This window comes from Pseudomonas sp. QC2 (genome assembly GCF_002859085.1).
GTDB lineage: Bacteria > Pseudomonadota > Gammaproteobacteria > Pseudomonadales > Pseudomonadaceae > Aquipseudomonas > Aquipseudomonas petroselini.
Window position 1 is genome coordinate 20112 of record NZ_PKKS01000028.1, and the last position, 25369, is coordinate 45480.

The window sequence follows — 25369 nt, forward strand, 5'->3', positions numbered from 1 at the left end:
TTCTCAGGGTTGAGTGCACGCCGCATCAGCCCCTCAGAAGTGCTGAGGGTCAGATATTACTCTGCGTGAACTTTTCGTAATACAACTGAACGCCATCAAGTGCCTGATCCGCCAGCCATTGTTGGACGGATTCGACCATTGGCGGGGGACCACACAGGTACATATCCGCCGATCTGTCCCGCAATTCGGCCAGGTCAAAATGCTCGGTCAGGTAGCCGCGCTTGCCGGGCCAATCCTCTGAGGGAGCACTGAGGACTTCGGTGTAGCGGAAGTCCGCGATGCTTGAGGCGTAGGCCTGGATGCGCGCCGCTTCGCACAAGTCCTCGGCACCGCGCACGCCATAGTAGAGGTGCACGGGTTGGTCGCAGCCATTGGCGGCCAGTTCGTCGAGCATGCCCAGCAAGGCCGATAACCCGGTTCCGCCTGCCACCAGCACCAAGGGTTTGGTGACGTGACGCAGGTAGAAGGCGCCGAGGGGCGCTTCCATCAACAGCTCATCGCCCACCTGGCAGCGCTCGCGCAAGTAGTTGCTCATCACCCCGTCGGGCAACATTCGCACCAAAAACTGCAACTGATTGCCCGCAAGGTTGGCGAAGGAATACGAGCGCCAACTGTCGGTGCCAGGTACCGACAGCCGTGCGTATTGGCCCGGTAGAAAATCCAGCGCCTGATCCAACTGTACCTGCAGGATCGCCGTACTGGTCGACACCTGCTGTACCGCGCTCACCGTGCCGCGTACCTGCACCGGTCCCGGCGCATTGCACAGGCTCGAATCAAAGTCGAAATAGAACGTCGCATCGGACTTCACACGCGTCTGGCAACTAAGCATTTTGCGTTGTTGCAGGTCGAGGCTGGAGAGGGCTTCCTCATCCACATAGTCCTGGCTGTAGTCGCCGGATTCGCAGCGACCCTGGCAGGTGCCGCACACCCCTTCGCGGCAATCCAAGGGGATTTTGATGCCGTTGCGCAGCGCTGCATCCAGCAGGATTTCATTCGCGCCCACTGGGAAAAACAGGGTCTTGCCGTCGGCAAAACTGAAGGCCACTTTGTGATTCATGTGTTGTTCTCTGCCTATTTATGACGTACGCACGGCCTGTTGTGGTGAGCGTGCTTTTTGTGGTGAGCGGGCTTGCCCCGCGCTGGGGCGCGTAGCGGCCCCAATAAAGTCACCGCATTTCTCCAGTCAAACCGTAGTGCCTGCACCAGGGGCCGCTGCGCGCCCCAGCGCGGGGCAAGCCCGCTCACCACAAAAAAGCACGCTCACCACCACAACAAGGGCGCTTTAGAGGTGATAGAAATCCAGCACCGAGTTGATGGTGTCGTTGAGCAGCAGCGCGTGCTTTCGGGTGATCAACCAACTGTCGCCATCAGGCTTGAGGGTGTAAGTGGCGTGGCCGTAAAACTGCTCCGACGTGGCCAGGCGATAGAACAGCGTGTGCCAGTTCAGTTTCACCTCCAGCGTGCCCTCCACCCGCTCGGCGATGCGCACGTTGTTGATCAGGTGCAACGTGCGCGGCATCGGCGTGGCCGACGCCGCCTTGCCGGTGCGCAGGCGGAATACGCGGTCTTCCAGGCCCGAACGGTTGGCGTAATAGATCAGCGACATCTCGCGCTTGGGGTCGCGGGTGTAGACGTGTTCCGAATCCCACTGCGGCAGGTGGAATTCACTCTGCGGGTCGAACAGCTGCACATAGGCGTCCCAGTCCTGCGCATCGCACAGCTCGGACTTGCGGTAGAAGAACTGCTCGATCTGGTACTGCAATTGCGCATTCATCATTCCACCTCCCGCAATTTCAGCGCTTGGTTATCGAGGCCCTTGAGCAGGAACTGCTGCCAGTTGCGATGCTGGTTCACATAGAGGCCTTCGTGGGTGAATTCGGTGCCGGTCATCGCCGGTTGGATACCGATGGCTTCGCTGTTCGGCGTGGGGCCGGTTTCCCAGCAGTGGCTGCCGCGTGAGATATCGCTCCAGCGTTCAAGCCGGCCCTGAAAACCCCGCTGGGCTTCGCGGAACTCCACCAAGTCATCCGGCGTGCCCATGCCGGACACGTTGAAGAAATCCTCGAACTGGCGAATGCGGTTTTCGCGGTCGGCGTCAGACTCGTTTTTCACCCCCAGGCACTGGCTGATGATCTCGGTCTTGTTCCACGCCACGGGGCGGATGATGCGCAGTTGCGAGCTGATCTGGTCGAGAAAGAACAGGCTCGGGTAGATATTCAAATTGCGCAGGCGGTGCATCATCCATTCGGCTTTTTGCTGGCCGTGTTCTTCAATCAGGCGCGGCATGATGGTGGCGTAGCCGGAGCGCACGCTGGGGTTGGGCATGTCGCTGAACAACAGGCTATGGCCGTTGTTGAAGGCGAACCAACCGTCATCGGTGTTGGCGTCGCCGGCGCCAAGCTTGCTGTAGTCCAGGGTGCTCCCTGCGCTAGCGCCATGCTCGGTGTTCACCTGTTGGCGATGCTGCACCGTGGCCACGTAGTTGTAGTGCACGGTGCTGACGTGATAACCGTCCAGGCCGTTTTCGTTCTGCAGTTTCCAGTTGCCGTCGTAGGTGTAGGAGGATTTGCCGGGCAGCACTTCCAGCTCACCGGTGGCGGACTGCGCGACCATCATGTCGAAGAACACGGTGGCATCGCCCAGGAAGTCTTCCAGGCTGTCGGTGCCCTTCACGTCCAGGCTGATGAACACAAAGCCTTTGTAGCTCTCGATACGCGCCTTTTTCAGGCCGCGTGTGGCTTTGTCGAAGCCCTCCGGGTATTCCCCCGGCGCCTTGACCTTCACCAGTCGGCCATCGCTTTTGTAGCACCAGGCATGGAACGGGCAGGTAAAGGTGGACTGGTTGCCTTTGCCGACCCGCGTCAGGGTGGTGCCACGGTGCTGGCAGGCGTTGATCAGCGCATTGAGCCGGCCTTCGCCATCGCGGGTGATGATCATCGGCTGGCGCCCGGCGCGCATCGTTACAAAGTCGTGGTTATGGGCCAGTTCGCTTTCGTGGCAGGCATAGATCCAGTTCTTTTCGAAGATCAGTTCCATCTCCAGATCGAACAGTTCCGGCTCGGTGAACATGTCGCGGGCGATACGGAATACTTCGTCTGCCGGGCGAAAGTCCAGGCAGCCTTCGATAAACGTTTTCCACTGCTCGACGCTTCTTGCACCACTCATGGGAGGCACCTTTTTGATAGGGGCTAATCGGTGGTTTATTAGAGGCAGCGGGGCACGGCGCGGGCTATCCGCTTAATGGGGGAACCTGGGCCGAAAAATGGGCAGCAAATACCCAACCCGGTGCAGCACGGTGACGGGATGCGCTACTGTCTGGCAGGGCAATTGTCGGAAAAGCCCGCTTCTTATCCACTTAATCGACCGTTGCTATCCACCCAGTGGCCATTGCGCTGGCGTGGCGCATTACTTGCTGTCCTACACCAACGACGCGCCGCCAGAGCGCGCAACAGCCTAACCGCCGTGGGTGCACCCTGATGAGCAGCCAAACGATTCAACGCTTCGACCTGGAAGGCGCCCGCAGCTGGATGTCCGGCATTTGCGGGCCCCATCGCCTGGTCACCGCCACGCCTGAGCGCCTGCGTTTTCACCACAGTGCCAACGTGTTCAAGTCCCGCGCCACCACCCTGGGCGTGATCGAGTACGGCACGGACGTGACCATCGACATCGAAGACGCCGAGCACTTCAGCAGCTACAGCCTGAGCCTGCCCCTGGTGGGTGAGCAGGAGCTGAGCAAGAACGGTGAACGCCTGAGTTCCAACCGCGACCAGGGCGTGATCATCTCGCCCAACGAGCATCAGGTGCTGGCGATCTCCGGCGACTGCCGCAAGTTGCAGGTGGTGATCACGCGCGCGGCCATGAGTGAGTCGCTGGAAGGTTTGCTGCAACGGCCGATTGACGCGCCGTTGCGCTTTGAGTCGGTGATGGACGCGGTAGAGGGCGCCTCGGCGTCGTGGTGGCGCATGGCGCGTTACTTCATCGCCGAGCTGGAGCACGGCAGCGAGCTGTATGAGCAGGCTGCCTTTACCCGTGACCTGGAAAGCTCGCTGATCAAGGGCCTGATCCTGGCCCAGCCGAACAACTACTCCGAAGAACTGCGCGATGTCCTCGGCGTGAAGCTGCCGCATTACCTGATCCGCGCCCGCCAGTACATCCACGACAACGCCCGCGAAGCCGTGCACCTGGAAGACCTGGAAGCCGCTGCGGGGGTGTCGCGTTTCAAGCTGTTCGATGCCTTTCGCAAATACTTCGCCCTGTCGCCCATGGCCTATTTGAAGAAGTACCGGCTGAGTGCGGTTCGCCAGGAAATCCTTGAGCACGGCTCCACCCGCACCATCTCCGAGATCGCCCTGGGCTGGGGCTTTACCCACCTGGGACGGTTTTCGGCGGAGTACCGCAAGCTGTTTGATGAGTCGCCGAGCCAGACGTTGCAGCGCAATGATGCGCGCCGCCTGCGTGGCTAGATCAACTCTTCCACCAGTTGCAGGCAATGACTCAACCCCGGCGACTGATCATGCACCCGCCGGCTGAGAATGATCGGCGACGTCGCCGTGGCTTCCACAATCGGCGTATAGCCAATATCCGCGCGGTGCAGCACCTGCACCGAAGCGGGTACCAGCGTCACGCCCATGCCGGCGCCGACCAGGCCGATGGCGGTCTGCAACTCGTTGGTCCACTGCGCCACCTTGAGGCCCAAGCCATGGGCATCAAACAGCGCGATCACATGGTCGGCATAGCTGGGGCGCGGGTTGCCGGGGTAGAGCACAAACGGTTCGGCGGCCAGTTGAGCAAGCGTGGCCGGCGCGCCCAGCAGCGGGTGGCCAGCGGGCAGCACGGCGACCAGCCGGTCCTCGACCAGCACGCGCTGGACAATGGCCGGGTCGTCGATACGAATCCGCCCGAACCCCACATCGATCCGCCCAGCCTTGAGCGCTTCAACCTGTTGCAAGGTGGTCATTTCCGACAACCCCAACTCCAGTTCCAGCGCCTCATGGCTGCGCAGTCGCCGAATCAATTCCGGCAGCACGCCGTACAGGGTCGAAGGCGCAAAGCCGATGCCCAGCCAGGTCTTTTCACCCAGGCCAATACGTCGCGTGTTGTCGCAGACCTTGTTCAGCTGTTCCAGCAGCGCATTGGCGTGTTCATAGAAAAACCGCCCGGCTTCGGTCAGCCGCAACGGTCGGCTACGTTCGAGCAAAATGACGCCCAGCTCATCCTCCAATTGCTGGATCTGTCGGCTCAACGGCGGCTGCGCGATGTGCAGGCGTTCGGCGGCGCGGGTGAAATTCAGGGTTTCCCCCAGCACCTGGAAATAGCGCAGGTGACGCAGTTCCATAATGGCTCCTTTCATACCTTGCGGGTATTGCTTGAGACCCATTCTATATTGGAAGCCTTTAAAGTTAAGGGACAGAATCGGCTCAAACCTAAAAAGAACCCAGCGGGTATAGCCATGCCGATTTGCCCCATCGAGTCGATCGACACGATCATTGTCGACCTCCCGACCATTCGCCCGCACAAGCTGGCGATGCACACCCTGCAAAACCAGACCCTGGTGATTATCCGCCTGTGCTGCGCCGACAGCATCGAGGGCATCGGCGAAGCCACCACCATTGGCGGCCTGAGCTACGGCAATGAAAGCCCCGACAGCATCAAGGTCAACATCGACCGCCACTTCGCGCCGCTGCTGATCGGCCAGGACGCCAGCAATATCAACGCCGCCATGTTGCGCCTGGAGCGCAGCATCCGTGGCAACACGTTTGCCAAGTCCGGTATCGAAAGCGCCTTGCTCGATGCCCTTGGCAAGCGCCTGAACCTGCCGGTCAGCGAACTGCTCGGTGGCCGCGTGCGCGAGGCACTGCCGGTGGCCTGGACCCTGGCCAGCGGCAACACCGAAAAGGACATTGCCGAGGCGGAAAAGATGCTCGACCTGCGCCGCCATCGCATCTTCAAAGTGAAAATCGGTGCTGGCGAAGTCAGCCATGACCTAGCCCATGTGCTCGCGATCAAAAAGGCCTTGGGGGACCGCGCCAGTGTGCGCGTTGACGTCAACCAAGCCTGGGACGAAGCGGTGGCACTGCGGGCGTGCAAGGTGCTCGGCGACAACGGCATCGACCTGATCGAACAGCCCATCTCACGCAACAACCGTGGCGGCATGGCGCGGCTTAATCTGTCGAGCCCGGCGCCGATCATGGCGGATGAATCCATTGAGTGTGTCGAGGATGCGTTCAACCTGGCCCGCGAAGGCGCGGCGTCGGTGTTCGCCCTCAAGATCGCCAAGAACGGCGGCCCGCGCGCGGTGTTGCGCACCGCGGCGATTGCCGAGGCAGCGGGGATCGGCCTGTATGGCGGCACCATGCTCGAAGGTGGCATCGGCACCCTGGCGTCGGCGCATGCTTTCCTCACGCTGAACAAACTGGCGTGGGACACCGAACTGTTCGGCCCGCTGCTGCTCACCGAAGACATCCTCACCGAGCCACCGGTGTACCGCGATTTCCAACTGCATGTCTCCAACGCACCGGGCTTGGGCCTGGCCATCGATGAAGAGCGTTTGGCGTTCTTCCGTCGTGACAAACACTAAGAGGCGCCTGCCATGTTGTTCCACGTAAAAATGACCGTGAACCTGCCCGTCGATATGAACCCCGAGCGCGCTACCAGCCTCAAGGCTGACGAAAAAGCGCTGGCGCAGCGGCTGCAGGAGCAAGGTAAATGGCGCCACCTGTGGCGCATCGCCGGGCACTACGCCAACTACAGCGTGTTCGACGTCGACAGCGTGCAAGAGCTGCACGACCTGCTGATGCAACTGCCGCTTTACCCCTACATGGCCATCGAAGTGAACGCCCTGTGCCGGCACCCGTCGTCGATCCATGAGGACGACCGCTAGGCCGGTGATGCACCCAATAATGACAAGATGAGGAATGCACCATGTCCACCCGACTGTCCCAGACTGCCCATGCCCAACAGTTTCTCGAAGAAGCCAGCGGCAACCTTAACGACGCCGGCAACCCGCGCACCAAGGCGCTGATCTATAGGATCCTGCGCGACACCGTGAACATCATCGAAGACCTCGACGTGACCCCGGAAGAGTTCTGGAAGGCGGTCAATTACCTCAATGAGCTGGGCAAGCACCAGGAAGCCGGTCTGCTCGCCGCCGGGCTGGGCCTGGAGCATTACCTGGACTTGCTGATGGACGCCGCTGATGAAGAAGCCGGTAAATCCGGCGGCACCCCACGCACCATCGAAGGCCCGCTGTATGTGGCCGGTGCGCCGTTATCGAAGGTCGAGGCGCGGCTGGACGATGGCCAGGACGACGCGGTGCCGCTGTTCATGCGTGGGCAGGTGCGCGACACCGACGGCAAGCCGCTGGCGGGGGCGATTGTGGACGTGTGGCAGGCCAACACCGGCGGTACGTATTCGTGGTTTGATCCGACGCAATCTGAATTCAACCTGCGCCGACGCATCGAGACCGATGCCCAGGGCAACTACCGATTCCGCAGTATCGTGCCATCCGGCTACGGCTGCCCGCCGACCGGGCCGACTCAGCAGTTGCTCGATCAACTGGGGCGCCACGGGCAACGGCCGGCGCATATCCACTTCTTCATTTCGGCGCCGGGGCATCGGCACCTGACCACGCAGATCAATCTCTCGGACGACCCGTACCTGCATGATGATTTTGCCTACGCGACGCGGGATGAGTTGATCGCCGAGATTCGCTTCAGTGAGGATCCGCAGCTGGCGCGCGAATTTGGCGTGGAGGGGCGGTATGCGCAGATTGATTTTGACTTTGAGTTGCAGGTGGCGGATGCCCCGGTGGAGCAGAAGCGCATGCAACGCGTCCGTGCCCTGGAAGATTGATCAACGCGGTCAAAAAGTGTGGGAGGGGGCTTGCTCCCTCCCACATTTGACCCGTGGTGTTGCTGCTACTTACGCACGACCAAGTCGAGCACCTCATCCCGATCCTTGATCTTCTGCAACACAATCTCCGAGCGAATATCCATCACCCCCGCCGTGCGGTTCAGGTGGTTCACGATAAAGTCCGAAAAGTGCTTGAGATTGCGCGCCTGCACCCGCAGCACATAGTTGCTGGCACCGGTGATTACATACGCACTGGCGACTTCCTGCCAGCCCTGCACCTTCTTGATAAACGTCTCGTGCCAATCCTCCACATCCTGGCGCAGGGACAGGTGCACGATGGCCTCCAGCTCGATCCCCAATTGCTCGGCATTCAGCACCGCGCGGTAGCCGCAGATGATGCCTTCGCTCTCCAGCAGACGCAGACGGCGCAGGCACGCGGAGGGCGACAGCGCGACTTTTTCCGCCAGTTCCTGGTTGCTGATGCGGCCATCCTGTTGCAGGAAATGCAGGAGGCGCAGGTCGGTGGCGTCGAGAATCATGGTTAGAATAAATCCGCGTGTTTGGGGGTTAAATTCGAATTTCCTACAGCTTAATTAGCCTGTTGCCCGTCACTTTGCACGAAAATTCTCTAAAACTTCGTTCAAAATTTGGTCCATTCTTACTTATAAAAACCAGGACAGCCCATGACCACTCGAAGCCATTGCCAAGCCCTCGACGCGCAGGACTCGCTGGCGCCATTGCGCAGTCAGTTCGCCTTGCCCGAGGGGGTGATCTACCTCGATGGCAACTCCCTCGGTGCCCGTCCGGTGGCGGCGTTGGCGCGGGCGCAGGCGGTGATTGTCGAAGAGTGGGGCAATGGCCTGATTCGCAGCTGGAACAGCGCCGGTTGGGCGGACTTGTCCCAGCGCCTGGGCAACCGCCTGGCACCGCTGATCGGTGCGCGTGACGACGAAGTGGTGATCACCGATACCACCTCCATCAACCTGTTCAAGGTGCTCAGCGCCGCGTTGAGCGTGCAGCGTCAACGCCAGCCGAATCGCAAGGTGATCGTCAGCGAGGCGAGCAACTTTCCCACCGACCTGTACATCGCCGAGGGCCTGGCCGAACTGCTGCAACACGGCTATTCCTTGCGCCTGGTGAACAGCCCGGACGAATTGCCCCAGGCCATTGACCAGGACGTGGCGGTGGTGATGCTCACCCACGTCAACTACAAGACCGGCTACATGTACGACATGCAGGCGCTGACCGCCCTGAGCCATGAGTGTGGCGCATTGAGCCTCTGGGACCTGGCGCACTCGGCGGGCGCAGTGCCCATCGACCTGCATCAGGCCGGTGCCGATTACGCGATCGGCTGCACCTACAAGTACCTCAACGGTGGCCCGGGCTCCCAGGCATTTGTGTGGGTCAATCCGGCGTTGGTGGACCTGGTGCGTCAGCCGCTGTCGGGCTGGTTCGGGCACACCCGGCAGTTCGCCATGGAATCGACTTACGCACCGAGTGCCGGTATCGCACGCTACCTGTGCGGCACGCAGCCGATCACCTCGCTGGCGATGGTGGAGTGCGGCCTGGAGATTTTTGCCCAGACCGACATGGCCAGCTTGCGCAGCAAATCCCTGGCGTTGACCGACCTGTTTATTGCGCTGGTGGAAACGCGTTGCGCGGCCCATGAACTGGTGTTGATCACCCCGCGTGAGCACGCCCGGCGTGGTAGCCATGTGAGCTTCGAGCACCCTGAAGGCTACGCCGTGATCCAGGCCTTGATCGCCCGTGGCGTGATCGGTGACTACCGCGAGCCGCGCATCATGCGTTTCGGATTTACGCCGCTGTACACAAGCTTCACTGAGGTCTGGGACGCCGTGGAAATCCTCGGCGACATCCTCGACAACCACACCTGGAACCAGCCGCAATTCAAAGTCCGTAACAGCGTCACCTGACACAACGCCGATCAAACTGTGGGAGGGGGCTTGCCCCCTCCCACAGGGGTTCTGCGTGAATATCCAAACGGTGCAATCACAATAATAAAGGGGCACACCACGTGACCACGCCAGACAAGGGCTTTGCCGAGATCACCCACCGCGAACTGGGCCTGCGGCGCCAGCTCACTTCCGGCCAGATGAGCATGATCGCCATCGGTGGCGCCATCGGCACCGGGCTGTTCATGGGCAGCGCCTACGCCATCGGTTATGCCGGGCCCAGTGTGCTGGTGAGCTACGCTATCGGCGCGTTGATTACGTTGCTGCTGATGGGGTGCCTGGCGGAGATGACGGTGGCCCATTCCACCTCGGGCTCCTTCGGCGCCTACGCCGAGTTCTACATCAGCCCGCTGGCCGGTTTCCTGGTGCGCTACGCCTACTGGGCGGCGATTGTGCTGGCGGTGGGCGCCGAGGTCACGGCGGTGGCGATGTACATGAAGTACTGGTTCGCCAACGTGCCGGAATGGGTGTGGATCGTGTCGTTTTCCAGCGTGCTGATCCTGCTCAACGCCATCAGCGTGAAGACCTTCGGTAACTTCGAATACTGGTTCTCGACGATCAAGATCAGCGCCATCGTCGGCTTCATCCTCCTCGCCGTGTACGTGGTATTCGGTTCCGGCAACCCGGACTACGGCGTGCAGAACTACACGGCCCACGATGGTTTTTTCCCCCATGGCCTGAGCGGCATGTGGATCGCGGTGATCGTGTCGATCTTCAGCTACCTGAGTGTGGAGATGATCGCGGTGGCCGCCGGTGAAGCGGCGGACCCGGAACAGGCGGTGAAGAAAGCTTTCCGCGCCACCCTCGTGCGGCTGGTGGTGTTTTATCTGCTGACCCTGGCGCTGATGCTGGCCATCGTGCCGTGGAACCAGGCCGGGCAGACCCAAAGCCCGTTCGTCACAGTGATGCAGACCATCGGTATTCCCGGCGCCACCGGGGTGATGAATTTCGTGATCCTGATCGCGGCGCTGTCGGCGATGAACAGCCAGCTTTACATCACCACCCGCATGATGTTCAGCCTGTCCCGCGCCGGCTTTGCGCCCAAGTCCATGGGCGCCTTGAGCAAGAGCGGCATTCCGCTGAACGCGTTGCTGCTGTCCAGCTCGGGCATTGCCCTGGCGACCTTGCTGAACGTGGTGTACCCGGAAAGCTCGTTCACCCTGATGATGGCGATCTCGATGTTTGGCGCGATCTTTACCTGGTTCATGATCTTCCTCACGCACCTGTGCTTCCGCCGTTACCGCAGGCGCCATGGCGGGCCGAAGCTGTCGTTCCAACTGCGGCTGTTTCCCTACAGCACGCTGCTGGGCCTGGTGCTGATGGGCGCGGTGATGGTCACCACCTATTTCACCGAGGCGTTCAAGATGACGTTGGTGTTTGGCGTACCGTTCCTGCTGATTCTGTCGGCGGTGTACTACGGGTTTTTCCGCAAGGGCAGGGCCAAGGCGTCGAACAAGGCTTTGGCGTAACCGGGCAGATGCTCAAATGCGCGCGCGCAGAGCAGTAGCCGGCGACAGGCCCAGTCCTCCGTGAGCGGCTGGGCCTTGAAGCAGTGCTCTGAGCGCCAACGCTCCAGTGCCGCCTGGGGCACGACACCCAAGCCGGCGCCACGGGCGACCATGCGAATCACCCCATCAAACCCCTCGGCACGGATGCGTGTCTGCAAGCGGAAACCGGCGTGCAGCGCCTGTTCTTCCAGGTACACCGCCAGGGCGCTGTCAGCGGCCAGGCCGACGTAGTCGTGTTGAAGGCTGTCGATGAAGCTCACGTGTTGGGTGGTGAGCGGATGGTCCAGCGGCATGATCAATACCAGCGGGTCATCGCGAAACGGCAGGGTTTGCAGGCCGTGGGTGTCGACTGCGTCGGAAATGATCCCGAGGTCTGCCGTGCCCTGGCGCAAGGCCTGGGTGATGCGCAAGCTCGGCAGTTCCTGCAGGTCGATATCGAGGTTGGGATGCTCGCGCAAAAAGTCCGCCAGCAGTTCGGGCAGGTATTCGCTGAGGGCGGTGGTGTTGCACAACAGGCGCACCTGGCCTTTGACGCCGTTGGCGTATTCCGCCAGGTCCTGTTGCAGGTGCTCGGCCTGTTGCAGCAACAGCCGGGCGTGACGGGCGAGGGCTTTACCGGCGGGCGTGGGTGTGACGCCACGGCGGCCGCGTTGAAGAAACTCGATACCCAGCGACGCCTCCATTGCACGGATACGCGCACTGGCGGCGGCCAGGGACAAATGACTGCGGGCCGCCCCGGCGGTGATGTTGCCGGTGTCGACGATGTGCAGGTAAAGGCGCAGGTCTATCAGGTCAAAGTGCATGGGCACCAGCCTCAGGCAAAACAAGAGTCTGCCTCAGTATATGGCGCATTTTCCAACGTGCCTCAATGCTCGACAATCCGCCCATGAATACCTTCCTCGCGTTCTACCAACATATCGGCCCCGCCTTGACGCTGCTGGTGATCGGCACCTTCCTGCTGGCCGGTACTGTCAAAGGCGTGATCGGCCTCGGTCTGCCCACCGTCGCCATGGGCCTGCTCGGCCTGGCTATGCTCCCGGCGCAGGCAGCCGCATTGCTGATCATTCCCTCGACCGTCACCAACCTGTGGCAACTGGCATTCGGCGGTCACCTGAGCGCCTTGATCAAGCGCCTCTGGCCGATGCTGCTGCTGATCTTCCTCGGCACCGGGCTTGGCACGTTATGGCTGGGCATGGACGGGGGTGGCTGGGTCGTTCATGCGTTGGGCGGGGCGTTGCTGGTGTATGCACTGAGCGGCTTGTTCCTGCCCTCGTTCAAGGTAGCGCCGCACACCGAACGCTGGCTGGGCCCGCTGTGCGGGGGGATCACCGGCATCATCACCTCGGCGACCGGTGTGTTTGTGATTCCTGCCGTGCCGTATCTGCAAGCCCTCGGCTTGAGCCGTGATCAGTTGGTGCAAGCGCTGGGGCTGTCATTCACCGTGTCGACGCTGGCACTCGCTGCCGGTCTGGCCTGGCGCGGCACTTTGGGCGGTGGAGAGCTGAACGCGTCATTGCTGGCGCTGGTGCCGGCACTGTTGGGCATGTGGCTGGGCCAGGTGGTGCGCCAGCGCATCAGTGCGCTGTTGTTCAAGCGCGTGTTCTTCATCGGCATGGCATTGCTCGGCGGCCATCTGCTGATCAGTGGGACGTGATGAAGCGCCCGGCCATCGAGGCTCATGTGGTGCGCTACGAGCAGCATCTGGCGCAGGTGTTCAATTTCTCGGTGTAAGCTGCTGTGAACCGATAACGAGGCGCGCCCGTGAAAGCCCGATCCGATGAGCTACAGATCTTCGTCAGCGTGATTGAATGCGGTTCGATTTCCGCTGCCGCCGAGCAGGTCGGGCAGACGCCATCGGCGGTCAGCCGCACCTTGTCGCGCCTGGAGGCCAAGCTCGACACCACGCTGATCAACCGCACGACGCGGCGCATGGACCTGACCGAGGAGGGCAAGTACTTCTTCGAACAGGCCAAGGTGATCCTGGCGCAGATGGAGGCGCTGGAAGAGCGCCTGTCGTCGCGCCAGAAGACACCGGCGGGGCGCCTGCGCATCAATGCTGCCGTGCCGTTCATGCTGCATGGGATCGTGCCGTACATCGCCGAGTTTCGCAGCCTCTACCCGGAGATCCTGCTGGAGCTGAACAGCGATGACTTGATCATCGACCTGCTGGAACAGAGCACGGACATCGCCATTCGCATTGGCGCCCTGGCTGACTCCACCCTGCATGCGCGCGCGCTCGGTTCTACGCCGTTGCATATCCTCGCCAGCCCCGAGTACCTCAAGCAACACGGCACGCCAACCACGGTCGCCGAGTTGGCGGGCCACACGCTGCTGGGGTTCACCCAGACCGAAACCCTCAACCACTGGCCGCTGCGCCATGTGGAGGGCGACCGCTGGTTGATCCAGCCCCGCGTGGCGGCGTCCAGCGGCGAAACCGTGCGGCAATTGGCGCTGGAAGGGCAGGGCATCTGCTGCCTGTCGAACTTCATGACCGTCGACGATATTGACGCCGGTCGCCTGGTGCCGGTGCTGGAGGCGTTCAACAGCGGTTATCGCCAGCCGATCCACGCGGTGTTCTATCGCAACTCGCAGTTGGCGTTGCGCATCCAGTGTTTCCTGGATTTTATCCAGGCCAAACTGGCGCGGTATGCCTGCTGATTCGTGATCTGCACGCAAGAGTGAATTGGGCAGCAGGGGCTTATTCGTCAGGGATGAGCCCTTGATACTCAGCGCATCACTTACCCAGTCAGGAGCACTCTCCATGAACGTATTCGTTACCGGCGCCGCCGGTTTTATCGGTGGTTCCATCGCCACCGGCCTGGTCAAGGCTGGCCACACGGTAACCGGCCTGGTGCGCAGCGCTGAGCAAGCGGCTGAGATGACCGCCTTGGGCATCACCCCGGTGATCGGCACCCTTGACGACGACGCCGTGTTGACCGAACAAGCGCTGAAGGCCGACGCGGTGATCAATGCCGCGAGCAGCGACCATCGCGTCGCCGTGGAAACCCTGTTGGCGGCATTGCAGGGCTCGAACAAGCCGTTCCTGCACACCAGCGGTTCGAGCATTGTCGGTGATGCGTCGGGTGGCAAGTCCAGCGATGTCATCTACGTTGAAGACAATCTGCCGGAGCCGACCGTCGACAAGGCTGCCCGCGTGGCCATCGACAACCTGATCCTGGCGGCGGCCCAGGACGGCGTGAATTCAGCGGTGATTTGCAACACCCTGATCTACGGCCACAGCCTGGGCGTGAAGCGCGACAGCGTGCAATTGCCGCGTCTGCTCAAGCAGGCACGCAAAAGCGGCGTGGTGCGCCATGTGGGCAGCGGGCAGAACATCTGGTCCAACGTGCACATTGATGACGTGGTGGCGCTGTACCTGCTGGCACTGACCAAGAACGTGCCGGGCACCTTCTACTTCGTGGAAAGCGGCGAGGCGTCGTTTATCGACATGACCACCGCGATTGCCGAAGCCCTGACCCTGGGCAAACCGCAGGATTGGCCATTGGCCGACGCCGAGGCCGAGTGGGGCTATGAAATGGCCAACTATGGCTTGGGCTCCAACAGCCGGGTGCGTGGCAAGCATGCCCGTGAGTTGCTGGGCTGGGTGCCGAAGCGTACGTCGGTCGTGGAGTGGATTCGCCACGAAATGGTGTGATGTTCACCTGAGTCCGAGGTGTCGCCATCGGGGGCACGCCCCTCTCACATTTGTTGGCATTCCAAGCGTGGAACTCGGTCAACTGTGGGAGGGGGCTTGCCCCCGATGGGTTCGACTTGGTCTCCCTGACTAGCTCCCCTCGCCGCAATTCCGTACCATTCCCCGCCTTATCCCCCGCATTACCCTGGTACCTCATGAACCTCACCCGTCTGCGCGCCGATGCCCTGGCCGGCCTCACCACGTCTTTTGCGCTGCTGCCCGAATGCATCGCCTTTGCCCTGGTGGCTCACCTCAACCCGCTGATGGGGCTCTATGGCGCCTTTATCATCTGCACACTGACCGCGTTATTCGGCGGTCGCCCTGGCATGGTGTCCGGTGCGGCAGGCTCGATGGCGGTGGTGATCGTCGCGTTGGTGGTTCAGCACGGCGTGGAGTATCTGCTGGCTACGGTATTGCTGGGCGGGCTGATCATGGTCGCCTTCGGCCTGCTGCGCCTGGGCAAGCTGGTGCGCATGGTGCCGCATCCGGTGATGCTGGGCTTCGTCAACGGGCTGGCGATCATCATTGCCCTGGCGCAGTTGGAGCATTTCAAAAGCGGTGAACACTGGCTCACGGGCACGTCGCTGTACGTGATGACCGGCCTGGTGCTGGTGACCATGGCCATCGTCTACCTGCTGCCACGCATCACCCGCGCCGTGCCGCCCGCGCTGGTGGCGATCCTGGGCGTCGGCCTGGCGGTGTACCTGCTCGGCCTGCCGACCCGCACGTTGGGTGACATGGCCCACATCGCCGGCGGCCTCCCGACCTTCGCGCTACCGCAGATTCCGTGGAACCTGGAAACCCTGGGCATCATTGCCCCCTACGCGTTCCTGATGGCCATGGTCGGCCTGCTGGAAACCCTGCTGACCCTCAACCTCACCGATGAAATCACCGAGACCCGTGGCTACCCGGACCGTGAAAGCGTGGCGCTGGGCGCGGCTAACATGGTTTCGGGCGTATTCGGCGGCATGGGCGGTTGCGCGATGATCGGGCAAACCGTGATCAACCTCAGCTCCGGCGGGCGCGGGCGTTTCTCCGGGGTGTTTGCCGGGGTGATGATCCTGTTGTTCATTCTGTTCCTGTCGCCGTTGATCGAGCGCATCCCGCTGGCGGCGTTGGTGGGCGTGATGTTCGTGGTGTCCCAGCAGACCTTTGCCTGGGCGTCGCTGCGGGTGATCAACAAGGTGCCGCTCAATGACGTGCTGGTGATCATCGCGGTGACGGTGATCACCGTGTTCACCGACCTGGCCACGGCGGTGCTGTGCGGGATCGTGATTGCGGCGCTGAATTTCGCCTGGCAACAAGCGCGGGAGCTGTATGCGGATGAGCACCTGGAAGCCGATGGCAGCAAGCTCTATCGCCTGCATGGCACGTTGTTCTTTGCCTCGACCACGCCGTTTTTGAATCAATTCGACCCGGCCAACGACCCGGACCAGGTGACCCTGGATTGCCGTCACCTGAGTTTTGTCGACTATTCAGCGATTGCCGCCTTGATGACCCTGCGTGAGCGTTACACCAAGGCGGGCAAGCACTTGCGGGTGCTGCATTTGTCCGAGCGCTGCAAGAAGTTGCTCAAGCGTGCCAAGGTTCACCACGACTGATTGAGCCGCTCCCGCATTACCGGGCTGGTCTGCTGAGCGCAGCGCTGCGAAGGTTTTTGGGGCCGCTGCGCAGCCCAGCGGGAGCAAGCTCCCTCGCCACGGGAGGTCGGCTTGTGCAGTTATGGCCCGACCAGGTCTTCCAGCTTTTGGGCGCGGGTTTGGGTCATGTCGAGTACGCAGCCTGAGCCGTTGACCTGGTCGAGGGTGCCGCCGGTGGCGGAGCCTGCGAAACCGCAATTGGCGTCACGGTATTTTATCCACAGGCGCTGCACGTCTTGCAGTTGCTGTTTGCGCGCGCCTTCCTGGGCGGCGAGGGCGGTCTTGTAGGCCCTGTTCAGGCGCGCATCCTGCACCTTGGTTTCCTTGGCGTTGCAACTGACCATGTCTGCGGTCGTGTTGGCGCTGTCCATGCATTTTTTCAAGGCGGCGTTGTCGGCGGCCGAGGCGGTGCCGCAGAGGGCGAGAAGCAGGGCGCTGGCGGCAAGGGCGGTGCGAATCATGGTCGGTGTTCCTGGGCATGAGTGGAGGCGCATTCTATGACTCGATGGCGCACATTGAGTTTCCGGCATCGTCTGATCTTCATGTAAGAACACCCCTCGAATTTTCATACACGGTTGTCGGGCATATCCCAGCGCGACACCGCTTGTCCGTGGGCGAAAATTACTTTCATAAAAATTGAAAACACTCCTCGGTAATGATTTATGAGTTTCACAACCCATTCGACGTGACCCTTTCCGAGGAGTACCGCATGGCCGCATCACCGGGCTTCGGGCTATTGGCATACGCTGCCATCGCCATCATTGCTTTGATCGTGCTGATTGCACGTTACCGGCTCAATCCGTTTATCGTCATCACCCTGGTGTCCATCGGCCTGGCGCTGATGGCCGGGATGCCGGCGGACACCATTATGGGCTCTTACGAAGCGGGCGTCGGCAAGACCCTGGGGCATATCGCCCTGGTCGTGGCGCTGGGCACCATGCTTGGCAAGATGATGGCCGAGTCCGGCGGTGCCGACCAGGTGGCGCGTACCTTGATCAACCGGTTTGGCGAGCGCAATGCGCACTGGTCCATGGTGTGCATCGCCTTCCTGGTGGGATTGCCGCTGTTTTTCGAGGTGGGTTTTGTGCTGCTGGTTCCGATCGCCTTTACCGTGGCGCGGCGTGTGGGCGTGTCGATCCTGATGGTCGGTTTGCCGATGGTCGCCGGCCTGTCGGTGGTGCATGCGCTGGTGCCGCCGCACCCGGCCGCGATGATGGCGGTGCTGGCGTATAACGCATCGGTGGGGCAGACCGTGCTGTATGCGATCCTCATTGGTATCCCCACGGCAATCATCGCCGGCCCGCTCTACGCAAAATTCATTGTGCCGCGCATTCACCTGCCGGCGGAAAATCCGCTGGAACGCCAGTTCATCGACCGCGAACCGCGTACACGCTTGCCAAGCTTTACGCTGACCATGGGCACCATTCTGTTACCGGTGGTGCTGATGATGATCGGCGGCTGGGCCAACGTGATTTCCACGCCGGGCACCGGTTTCAACCAGTTCCTGCTGTTTATCGGCAACTCGGTGATTGCGTTGCTGGTGGCGACCTTGGTGAGCTTCTGGACCTTGGGTATTGCGCAGGGTTTCAACCGCGAGTCGATCCTCACGTTCACCAATGAATGCCTCGCGCCGACCGCGAGCATCACCTTGCTGGTGGGGGCGGGGGGCGGCTTGAACCGGATCCTGGTGGACGCCGGAGTGACTAACGAAATTCTTGGTCTGGCCCACGCGTTCCACTTGTCGCCGCTGGTGATGGGGTGGCTGTTTGCCGCGTTGATGCGGATCGCCACGGGCTCGGCCACCGTTGCCATGACCACCGCGTCCGGTGTTGTAGCACCGGTCGCCATGGGCCTGGGTTATCCACACCCTGAATTGCTGGTGTTGGCCACCGGTGCGGGCTCGGTGATCTTTTCCCACGTGAACGACGGCGGCTTCTGGCTGATCAAGGAATACTTCAATATGACGGTGATCCAGACCTTCAAGACCTGGACTGTGCTGGAGACGTTGATTTCTGTGGTGGCATTCGGTCTCACCTACGGCCTGTCTCTTGTTTTATGAGCCTCATTTTGTAACCCGGAGACCCCATGGACATCCTCTACCAGATCCGCGCCCGTCAGGATTCCTTCAGCGCCGGCGAAGGGCGTATCGCCAAGCTGATGCTCGATGATGTGGGCTTTGCCGCGTCGGCCAGCCTGGAGGCATTGTCCCAACGGGCCGAGGTCAGCACGGCCACCTTGTCGCGGTTCGCGCGCAGTGTGGGGTGTAGGGACTTGCGTGACTTGCGCCTGCAATTGGCGCAGGCCAGTGGGGTCGGCAGTCGCTTCCTCGACCCTGCGGGGTTACCGGAGCAATCGGCGTTTCATCGGCAGATCCTGGGGGATATCGAGGCGACGTTGCGGCAGCACTTGTCGGGGTTCAACCAGGCGAGCTTTGTTGATGCGGTCAACCTGCTGGGCAAGGCGCGGATGATCCATGCGTTCGGTATGGGCGGCCCGTCGAGCCTGTGCAGCGATGAGTTGCAGGTACGGCTGGTGCGTCTGGGCTATCCGATTGCCGCCTGTCATGACCCCGTGATGATGCGTGTCACGGCCGCGACCCTGGGGCCGGAGCATGCGCTGATCGTGTGCTCCTTGACCGGCCTCACCCCCGAACTGCTGGACGTGGTGGAACTGGCGCGCAACTACGACGCGCGCATCGTCGCCATCACCCTTGCGGATTCACCCTTGGCGCAACTGGCAGATGTGCTGCTGCCGCTGCAACCGGCCGAAACCAGCTTTATCTACAAACCCACGGCGGCGCGCTACGGCATGCTGCTGGCCATCGACCTGCTCGCTACCGAGCTGGCCTTGGCCCTGCCGGACGACAACCAGGAGCGCCTGCGCCGGATCAAGCTGGCCCTGGACGATTATCGCGGCGGCCCTGACAGCCTGCCGCTTGGAGACTGAAATGAAGTACGACACGTTGATACGCCAGGCGCTGATCATTGATGGCAGCAACACGCCCGGCTATGTCGCTGATGTGGGGCTGCGCGAAGGGCGCATCGAGACGATTGGCGATTTGTCGACGGCCATGGCCGAGCATGAAATTGATGCCGCCGGCCGCGTGTTGGCGCCGGGTTTCATTGACGTGCACACCCACGACGACACGGTGGTGATCCGCCACCCGCAGATGCTACCCAAGCTCAGCCAGGGCGTGACCACGGTGATTGTCGGCAACTGCGGCATCAGCGCATCGCCGGTGAGTTTGCGCAGCGATCCGCCGGACCCGATGAACCTGTTGGGCACGCGTGAGGCGTTTGTTTACCCGCGTTTTGCCGATTACCGGGCTGCAGTAGAAAGTGCACATCCTGCGGTGAACGTCGCGGCGTTGATCGGCCATACCGCGTTGCGCAGCAACCACATGGACGACCTGCACCGCACCGCCTCGGCGGATGAAACCGCCGCCATGCGCGTGCAGTTGCAAGAGAGCCTCGAAGCCGGCGCCCTCGGTTTATCCACAGGCCTGGCCTACGCCAGTGCATTCAATGCCGAGACCGACGAAGTGCTGCAACTGAGTGAGGCACTCACCGCGTTCGGTGCGGTGTACACCACCCATTTGCGCAGTGAATTCGAACCGGTGCTGGAGGCGATGGACGAGGCGTTTCTGATCGGCCGACATGCCAAGGTGCCGGTGATCATTTCCCACCTCAAATGTGCCGGTGCCGGAAATTGGGGGCGTAGTCCGCAGCTGTTGGCGTCGCTGGAGCGGGCGGCGAAAACCCATCCGGTGGGCTGTGACTGCTACCCCTATGCCGCGAGTTCTTCGACCCTGGACCTCAAGCAAGTGACGGACGCGTTTCGTATCACCATTACCTGGTCGACGCCGTGCCCGGCAATGGGCGGGCGCGATTTGCAGGAGATTGCCGCTGAGTGGGACGTTTCGTTGATGGACGCCGCACGCCGGCTACAACCGGCAGGGGCGGTGTATTACGGGATGGACGAGGCGGATGTGCGGCGGATCCTGGCGCATCCGTTATCGATGGTGGGGTCGGATGGTTTGCCTGAGGATCCGTTCCCGCATCCGCGTTTGTGGGGCGCGTTTCCACGGGTGCTGGGGCATTTCAGCCGCGATGTGGGGTTGTTCCCGTTGCACACCGCTGTGCACAAGATGACCGGCTTGTCCGCGGCGCGTTTTGGCCTGGCTGATCGGGGTGAAATCCGCGAGGGACACTGGGCTGACCTGGTGTTGTTCGACCCGTTGCGCGTGCGTGATGTGGCGGACTTCAAGGAACCGCAGCGCGCGGCCGAGGGCATCGATGGGGTATGGGTCAACGGCGTGTTGAGCTACAGCGACGGGCAGGCGAATGGCCAGCGGCCGGGTCGTTTCCTGGCACGCAGTGGGGATTTGCGTCGTGGGTTTTCGTCTCTATAGTGGGCGTTCTCATACACGGAGCGGTCACCATGCACTTAGGAAAAGTCACCCCCATTCTGCGAATTTTCGACGAGGCCAAGGCCTTGGAGTTCTACGTCGACTTCCTGGGGTTCAAAGTGGATTGGCAGCATCGTTTCGAGGCGAATTTCCCGCTGTATTTGCAGGTGTCGCTGGGCGAATGTGTGCTGCATTTGACTGAGCACCATGGCGATGCCTCGCCGGGTGCGGCGGTGCGGATTCAGGCGCAAGGCGTGGATGCCTATCAGCAGCAGTTGGCGGGCAAGGACTATCGGTATGCCAAGCCCGGGGTTGAGGAAACGCCTTGGGGATCGCGGGAGATGAGCATCAAGGATCCATTTGGAAATCGGGTGGTGTTTGTCGAGGAAGGCGAGGGCTGAAGGGCAAATCGCAGGCAATAAAAAACCGCCTGTGTAGGGCGGTTTTTTTGCAATCCCAGTGAGTGGCTGGGATTGTTTGCCTGTGGCGAGGGAGCTTGCTCCCTCGCCACAGGGATTGCGGTTTTATACCCGGAAGTGACTGACCATCTGCTGCAGTTGGCTACCCAACCGCGCCAGTTCCACACTCGACTTGGCCGTCTCATCGCTCGCCGTAGCAGTCTGCTCCGACACATCACGCACATTCACAATGCTGCGGCTGATCTCTTCCGCCACGGCGCTTTGCTGTTCTGCGGCGGCGGCGATCTGCTGGTTCATCGACTGGATGTTCGACACCGTACGGGTGATGTTCTCCAGCGACACACCGGCCTTGCGCGTCAGCTCAACGCTGCTGTCGGTGAGGCTGCGGCTGTTGTTCATCACGTTGGCTACTTGCTGGGTGCCGTTCTGCAAGCCGGCGACCAGGCCTTCGATTTCCTCGGTGGATTTTTGCGTGCGTTGGGCCAGGCCGCGCACTTCGTCAGCCACCACAGCAAACCCACGGCCGGCTTCACCGGCACGCGCCGCTTCAATCGCCGCGTTGAGGGCCAGCAGGTTGGTCTGTTCGGCCACAGCCTTGATCACGTCCATCACGCTGCCGATCTTGTTGCTCTCTTGTTGCAGGTGGGTCATGGCGTCGGTGGAACGGGCCACTTCCGCGGCCAGGCGCTCGATCTGAGCGATGGCTTCAGCGACCACTTTGTCGCCTGCGCGGGCTTGACCATCGGCATCTGCGGCGGCCAGGGACGCCTGTTCGGCGTTACGCGCGACTTCCTGCACAGTGGCCGTCATTTCGTGCATCGCGGTGGCGACCTGATCGGTCTCGATCTTCTGGCTGTTCACGCCGGCGCTGGTTTGCTCGGTCACCGCCGACAACTCTTCAGCGGCGCTGGCAATCTGCGTCACGCCGTCGCGAATACCGCTGATCAATTCGCGCAGGGTAGTGCCCATGCGCTGGATGCCTTGTTGCAGCACGCCCAGTTCATCACGGCGCGTGACTTGGATGTTGTGGCTCAAGTCGCCGGAGGCAATGCGTTCCACCACGGCCAGGGTTTCCTGGATCGGGCGTGTGATCTGGCGGGTGATGACCCATGCGGCGATGACGCCAACCAGCAGGGCCAGCAAGGTGCTGATCAATTGCAGGCTACGGGCCTGGGCGCTTTCGGCATCGCGGCGGTTCAGTTGAATTTCGTACAGCTTGTCGCTGATGGTGACGATGTCGGCACCCTGTGTGGTCATCTCGGCACGGGCGGTGACGATGTTGGCGTTGGCTGCCTTGTAGTTCTGCACGGCCGTGCGGTAGGCGCCAAGGGCGGTTTCAAGCGCAGTCAAAGCGCTTTGCTCGCTCGCACCGAATACGGCGCTGAGACCTTTCAAGCCACTGATGGCTTTTTCAATTTGTGCGGCGGCACGGGCTTCGGTGTCCGGGCTGACGTTGGCGATGTAGCCACGCACTTCATAGCGGGCCAACATGAACTCTTCTTTGGCTCGCGTCACGGCCTGGAATTGGCTGAAACGCTCCGGGCTTTCGGGCATCTGCTGCACTTTGGTGTCCAACGCTTCGATCTGTGCGTTGGCGATATCGGCCTTGTCGCCCATCACCTGGCGAGAGGCATTGCCGTTACGGTAGGCCTCACGCATTTTGTTCAGGGACTGTTGATAGGCGGTGATGACGCCTTTCTGCTCGTTGAGCAGCTTGAGGTTTTCCGGGCTCTTGAAGCTGTCCAGGAGTTTCTGTTGCTGGGCCGCGAAAGTATCCAGGCTGGTCTGTACATTCTGGGCCACGGCTTCGTCGCCGTTGGCGAGCATGTATTGCAGGCGCACGATTCGCAGTTTGGTCAACGATGCGTTGAGCTGGGTGATATCGCTCATCCAGTTACTGCGGTCGATCAGGCCGCCGAGGCTGGTCCAGCCGGTGAGGGCCAGGATCGAGGTGAGGACCAGCACCAGGCCGAAGCCCAGGCCGAGTTTGAGGTTGACGCTGATGTTGCCGAACCAGCTGTTCATTGAATGCTCCGCAAGAAAAATGGGGGTGTGCTGGACGGTTATTGATTTTGGAGCCAGCTGCTGTGTAGGGCTGTATCGGCGACAAGAGATGAATCTGAAATGCTATTTCGTCGCAGAGCGACGAAGGGGGGCCAGCGCGGTGGCTGACGGGGGAGGGGGCTGATCATGGGCGGGTCTTGTGTGCTAGTCTGCGGGCCCTTTTAGTTCTGGATGGCGCGGGAAACCGTGCTGTCCTACAGCGGAGCCTCTTCATGTCCGAAGTTAATCTGTCCACCGACGAAACCCGCGTCAGCTACGGTATCGGCCGTCAGTTGGGCGACCAACTGCGCGACAACCCACCACCGGGCGTCAGCCTGGACGCGATCCTGGCTGGCCTGACCGACGCATTCGCCGGCAAGCCAAGCCGTGTCGACCAGGAACAAATGGCCGCCAGCTTCAAGGTGATCCGCGAAATCATGCAAGCCGAAGCAGCCGCCAAGGCTGAAGCGGCGGCTGGCGCTGGCCTGGCATTCCTGGCTGAAAACGCCAAGCGTGATGGCATCACCACCCTGGCTTCCGGCCTGCAATTTGAAGTGCTGACGGCCGGTGACGGCGCCAAGCCGACCCGTGAAGACCAAGTGCGTACTCACTACCACGGCACGCTGATCGATGGCACTGTGTTCGACAGCTCCTACGATCGCGGCCAGCCTGCAGAATTCCCGGTGGGCGGCGTGATCGCCGGCTGGACCGAAGCCCTGCAACTGATGAATGCCGGCAGCAAATGGCGCCTGTACGTGCCGAGCGAACTGGCTTACGGCGCTCAAGGCGTTGGCAGCATCCCGCCGCACAGCGTTCTGGTGTTTGACGTCGAGCTGCTCGACGTTCTGTAAGACCTGCTGATTTCTGTGGGTGTTGGGCTTGTGTGGGAGCGGGTTTGTTGTGGCGAGGGCGCTTGCTCCCGCTCGGCTGCGCAGCAGTCGTCGGCAGTTAGGGGCGCTTCGCACCCCAGCGCAAGCAAGCGTGCTCGCCACAACAAGCCCGCTCCCACATAAGGCCCGTACTCACAGAATGTGCGTGGTGGTTCATGGATGGAACTTGCCATTCAGCTCCGTCGCCGGGCGCAACGCGCGGGCATAGCAGAACAGAAACAGATTACGCACCACCTCCTTCAGCACCCCAGGTTCACTCGAGCTCAGCCCGTTGACGTCCAGGTCGCCCTGGTCCTGCAGTTCATTCAGCGCTTCTTCTTCCAGTACCGCACAGACTTCACCGGTTTCCCGATGCAGGATCCGCAGGTAAGGGTGTGGGCGGTCCAGCCAGGCATCTATCAAATAAGTCATGGTCGTTCTCCTTGATGAGTTCAATGAGAATAATTCTTATTCGTAGAATAGCAAGTGCCTATTGGCGATTTGTGTTTTTTTCTGTGTGGATATTGCGTTCGATCAACGGGGAGGGCGAAACGCCATCCCGCGGCGGGCGCGGGATGGAAGCAACAGGTTCAGACTTTACGCACGAACTCGGACTTGAGCTTCATCGGGCCGATACCGTCGATCTTGCAATCGATATCGTGGTCGCCGTCGCACAGGCGGATGTTCTTGACCTTGGTGCCGACCTTGACCACCAGGGAGGTGCCCTTGACCTTGAGGTCCTTGATCACGGTGATGGTGTCGCCGTCCTGCAGGACATTGCCCACAGAGTCTTTTTTCACGGTTTCGTCGCTGGCCGTGTCGGCCTCGCCGCTGGCGGACCACTCATGGGCGCATTCCGGGCAGATCAGCTGGGCGCCGTCTTCGTAGGTGTATTCGGAATTGCATTTCGGGCAGGGTGGCAACGTGCTCACTACAGCTCCTTGAAAGTCAGGATGGCTAAAAG

Annotated in this window: 25 protein-coding genes and 2 pseudogenes; 16 read left to right on the top strand and 11 right to left on the bottom strand. The window is 61.4% G+C overall.

The window, feature by feature from the left end:
• Nucleotides 1–49: 49 nt before the first annotated feature.
• From antC to antA, 3 genes are all read right to left on the bottom strand, one after another.
• A complete protein-coding gene (antC, locus tag QCBJ_RS29285; protein WP_102062139.1) occupies nucleotides 50–1057 on the bottom strand; it encodes an anthranilate 1,2-dioxygenase electron transfer component AntC in 1008 nt (335 codons plus the stop codon).
• Nucleotides 1058–1282: 225 nt separating this feature from the next.
• Entirely contained in the window at nucleotides 1283–1774 is a 492-nt protein-coding gene (gene antB, locus QCBJ_RS29290) for an anthranilate 1,2-dioxygenase small subunit (protein ID WP_102062140.1), read from the bottom strand.
• Nucleotides 1774–3165 (bottom strand): anthranilate 1,2-dioxygenase large subunit, encoded by a 1392-nt coding sequence (gene antA / locus QCBJ_RS29295; RefSeq protein WP_102062141.1) that lies wholly within the window; start codon nucleotides 3163–3165, stop codon nucleotides 1774–1776. Before antA ends, antB begins: the two co-directional genes overlap by 1 nt.
• Before the next feature lie 311 nt (nucleotides 3166–3476).
• On the opposite strand from antA, the gene QCBJ_RS29300 reads away from it, so the two are divergent.
• Nucleotides 3477–4463 carry a helix-turn-helix domain-containing protein gene (locus QCBJ_RS29300; RefSeq protein ID WP_102062142.1) on the top strand — a complete coding sequence of 329 codons (987 nt, stop codon included), beginning with the start codon at nucleotides 3477–3479 and terminating at the stop codon, nucleotides 4461–4463.
• Here QCBJ_RS29300 and QCBJ_RS29305 read toward each other — a convergent pair.
• Nucleotides 4460–5335, bottom strand: a complete 876-nt coding sequence (locus QCBJ_RS29305) for a LysR family transcriptional regulator (RefSeq protein ID WP_015885864.1) — start codon at nucleotides 5333–5335, stop codon at nucleotides 4460–4462. The genes QCBJ_RS29300 and QCBJ_RS29305 overlap by 4 nt on opposite strands.
• Nucleotides 5336–5449: 114 nt before the next feature.
• Here QCBJ_RS29305 and QCBJ_RS29310 point away from each other — a divergent pair, with 114 nt between their 5' ends.
• Genes QCBJ_RS29310 through catA form a run of 3 tightly spaced genes read left to right on the top strand, consistent with a single transcriptional unit; the run spans nucleotide 5450 to nucleotide 7851 of the window.
• Nucleotides 5450–6577, top strand: a complete 1128-nt coding sequence (locus QCBJ_RS29310; protein WP_102062143.1) for a muconate cycloisomerase family protein — start codon at nucleotides 5450–5452, stop codon at nucleotides 6575–6577.
• 12 nt (nucleotides 6578–6589) lie between these two features.
• Nucleotides 6590–6880 (top strand): muconolactone Delta-isomerase, encoded by a 291-nt coding sequence (gene catC / locus QCBJ_RS29315; protein WP_102062144.1) that lies wholly within the window; start codon nucleotides 6590–6592, stop codon nucleotides 6878–6880.
• Between the two features lie 41 nt (nucleotides 6881–6921).
• Nucleotides 6922–7851, top strand: coding sequence for a catechol 1,2-dioxygenase (gene catA / locus QCBJ_RS29320; protein WP_102062145.1), 930 nt, complete (start codon nucleotides 6922–6924; stop codon nucleotides 7849–7851).
• A 65-nt stretch (nucleotides 7852–7916) separates the two neighbouring features.
• Here catA and QCBJ_RS29325 read toward each other — a convergent pair whose 3' ends face one another.
• Complete coding sequence (locus tag QCBJ_RS29325; protein WP_102062146.1) at nucleotides 7917–8390, bottom strand: Lrp/AsnC family transcriptional regulator; 474 nt, start codon at nucleotides 8388–8390, stop codon at nucleotides 7917–7919.
• A gap of 144 nt (nucleotides 8391–8534) precedes the next feature.
• On the opposite strand from QCBJ_RS29325, the gene kynU reads away from it, so the two are divergent.
• The gene (kynU, locus tag QCBJ_RS29330) at nucleotides 8535–9785 is read left to right on the top strand and encodes a kynureninase (protein ID WP_102062147.1); all 1251 of its coding nucleotides are present in this window, start codon (nucleotides 8535–8537) and stop codon (nucleotides 9783–9785) included.
• A gap of 101 nt (nucleotides 9786–9886) precedes the next feature.
• The gene (locus tag QCBJ_RS29335) at nucleotides 9887–11293 is read left to right on the top strand and encodes an amino acid permease (protein ID WP_102062148.1); all 1407 of its coding nucleotides are present in this window, start codon (nucleotides 9887–9889) and stop codon (nucleotides 11291–11293) included.
• Here QCBJ_RS29335 and QCBJ_RS29340 read toward each other — a convergent pair.
• A complete protein-coding gene (locus QCBJ_RS29340; protein ID WP_102062149.1) occupies nucleotides 11239–12135 on the bottom strand; it encodes a LysR substrate-binding domain-containing protein in 897 nt (298 codons plus the stop codon). The genes QCBJ_RS29335 and QCBJ_RS29340 overlap by 55 nt on opposite strands.
• Nucleotides 12136–12218: 83 nt before the next feature.
• Here QCBJ_RS29340 and QCBJ_RS29345 point away from each other — a divergent pair, with 83 nt between their 5' ends.
• From QCBJ_RS29345 to QCBJ_RS29365, 5 genes and pseudogenes are all read left to right on the top strand, one after another.
• The gene (locus QCBJ_RS29345) at nucleotides 12219–12986 is read left to right on the top strand and encodes a sulfite exporter TauE/SafE family protein (RefSeq protein WP_064055222.1); all 768 of its coding nucleotides are present in this window, start codon (nucleotides 12219–12221) and stop codon (nucleotides 12984–12986) included.
• Nucleotides 12980–13063: pseudogene (locus tag QCBJ_RS30535) on the top strand (NADPH quinone reductase MdaB); the annotation flags it as partial. The gene QCBJ_RS29345 and the pseudogene QCBJ_RS30535, both read left to right, overlap by 7 nt.
• 30 nt (nucleotides 13064–13093) lie before the next feature.
• Nucleotides 13094–13990, top strand: coding sequence for a LysR family transcriptional regulator (locus QCBJ_RS29355; protein WP_046035186.1), 897 nt, complete (start codon nucleotides 13094–13096; stop codon nucleotides 13988–13990).
• A gap of 103 nt (nucleotides 13991–14093) precedes the next feature.
• Nucleotides 14094–14987, top strand: a complete 894-nt coding sequence (locus QCBJ_RS29360; protein WP_102062150.1) for an NAD-dependent epimerase/dehydratase family protein — start codon at nucleotides 14094–14096, stop codon at nucleotides 14985–14987.
• A gap of 194 nt (nucleotides 14988–15181) precedes the next feature.
• The gene (locus QCBJ_RS29365; protein WP_015885853.1) at nucleotides 15182–16627 is read left to right on the top strand and encodes a SulP family inorganic anion transporter; all 1446 of its coding nucleotides are present in this window, start codon (nucleotides 15182–15184) and stop codon (nucleotides 16625–16627) included.
• A gap of 119 nt (nucleotides 16628–16746) precedes the next feature.
• On the opposite strand, the gene QCBJ_RS29370 is transcribed toward QCBJ_RS29365, so the two are convergent.
• A complete protein-coding gene (locus tag QCBJ_RS29370; protein WP_102062151.1) occupies nucleotides 16747–17127 on the bottom strand; it encodes a lysozyme inhibitor LprI family protein in 381 nt (126 codons plus the stop codon).
• Between the two features lie 248 nt (nucleotides 17128–17375).
• On the opposite strand from QCBJ_RS29370, the gene QCBJ_RS29375 reads away from it, so the two are divergent.
• From QCBJ_RS29375 to QCBJ_RS29390, 4 genes are read left to right on the top strand one after another with little or no spacing between them, the layout of a single operon-like run.
• Entirely contained in the window at nucleotides 17376–18725 is a 1350-nt protein-coding gene (locus tag QCBJ_RS29375) for a gluconate:H+ symporter (RefSeq protein WP_102062193.1), read from the top strand.
• Between the two features lie 26 nt (nucleotides 18726–18751).
• Nucleotides 18752–19612: a MurR/RpiR family transcriptional regulator gene (locus QCBJ_RS29380; protein ID WP_064055190.1), complete on the top strand. Its 861-nt coding sequence runs from the start codon at nucleotides 18752–18754 to the stop codon at nucleotides 19610–19612.
• Between the two features lies 1 nt (nucleotide 19613).
• Entirely contained in the window at nucleotides 19614–21077 is a 1464-nt protein-coding gene (locus QCBJ_RS29385; protein ID WP_102062152.1) for an amidohydrolase family protein, read from the top strand.
• 29 nt (nucleotides 21078–21106) lie between these two features.
• Complete coding sequence (locus tag QCBJ_RS29390; RefSeq protein ID WP_010206499.1) at nucleotides 21107–21475, top strand: glyoxalase superfamily protein; 369 nt, start codon at nucleotides 21107–21109, stop codon at nucleotides 21473–21475.
• Nucleotides 21476–21598: 123 nt separating this feature from the next.
• Here QCBJ_RS29390 and QCBJ_RS30900 read toward each other — a convergent pair whose 3' ends face one another.
• Together QCBJ_RS30900 and QCBJ_RS30905 are read right to left on the bottom strand one after the other, a co-directional pair.
• A complete protein-coding gene (locus QCBJ_RS30900; RefSeq protein ID WP_370636473.1) occupies nucleotides 21599–22462 on the bottom strand; it encodes a methyl-accepting chemotaxis protein in 864 nt (287 codons plus the stop codon).
• 39 nt (nucleotides 22463–22501) lie between these two features.
• Nucleotides 22502–23518, bottom strand: a pseudogene (locus QCBJ_RS30905) (methyl-accepting chemotaxis protein); the annotation flags it as partial.
• A 251-nt stretch (nucleotides 23519–23769) separates the two neighbouring features.
• Here QCBJ_RS30905 and QCBJ_RS29400 point away from each other — a divergent pair.
• Complete coding sequence (locus tag QCBJ_RS29400; protein ID WP_015885846.1) at nucleotides 23770–24387, top strand: FKBP-type peptidyl-prolyl cis-trans isomerase; 618 nt, start codon at nucleotides 23770–23772, stop codon at nucleotides 24385–24387.
• A 192-nt stretch (nucleotides 24388–24579) separates the two neighbouring features.
• Here QCBJ_RS29400 and QCBJ_RS29405 read toward each other — a convergent pair whose 3' ends face one another.
• Both QCBJ_RS29405 and QCBJ_RS29410 read right to left on the bottom strand, forming a co-directional pair.
• Nucleotides 24580–24837, bottom strand: a complete 258-nt coding sequence (locus tag QCBJ_RS29405) for a hypothetical protein (RefSeq protein ID WP_003194088.1) — start codon at nucleotides 24835–24837, stop codon at nucleotides 24580–24582.
• Between the two features lie 158 nt (nucleotides 24838–24995).
• Complete coding sequence (locus QCBJ_RS29410; protein WP_015885845.1) at nucleotides 24996–25337, bottom strand: zinc ribbon domain-containing protein YjdM; 342 nt, start codon at nucleotides 25335–25337, stop codon at nucleotides 24996–24998.
• Nucleotides 25338–25369 lie beyond the last annotated feature (32 nt).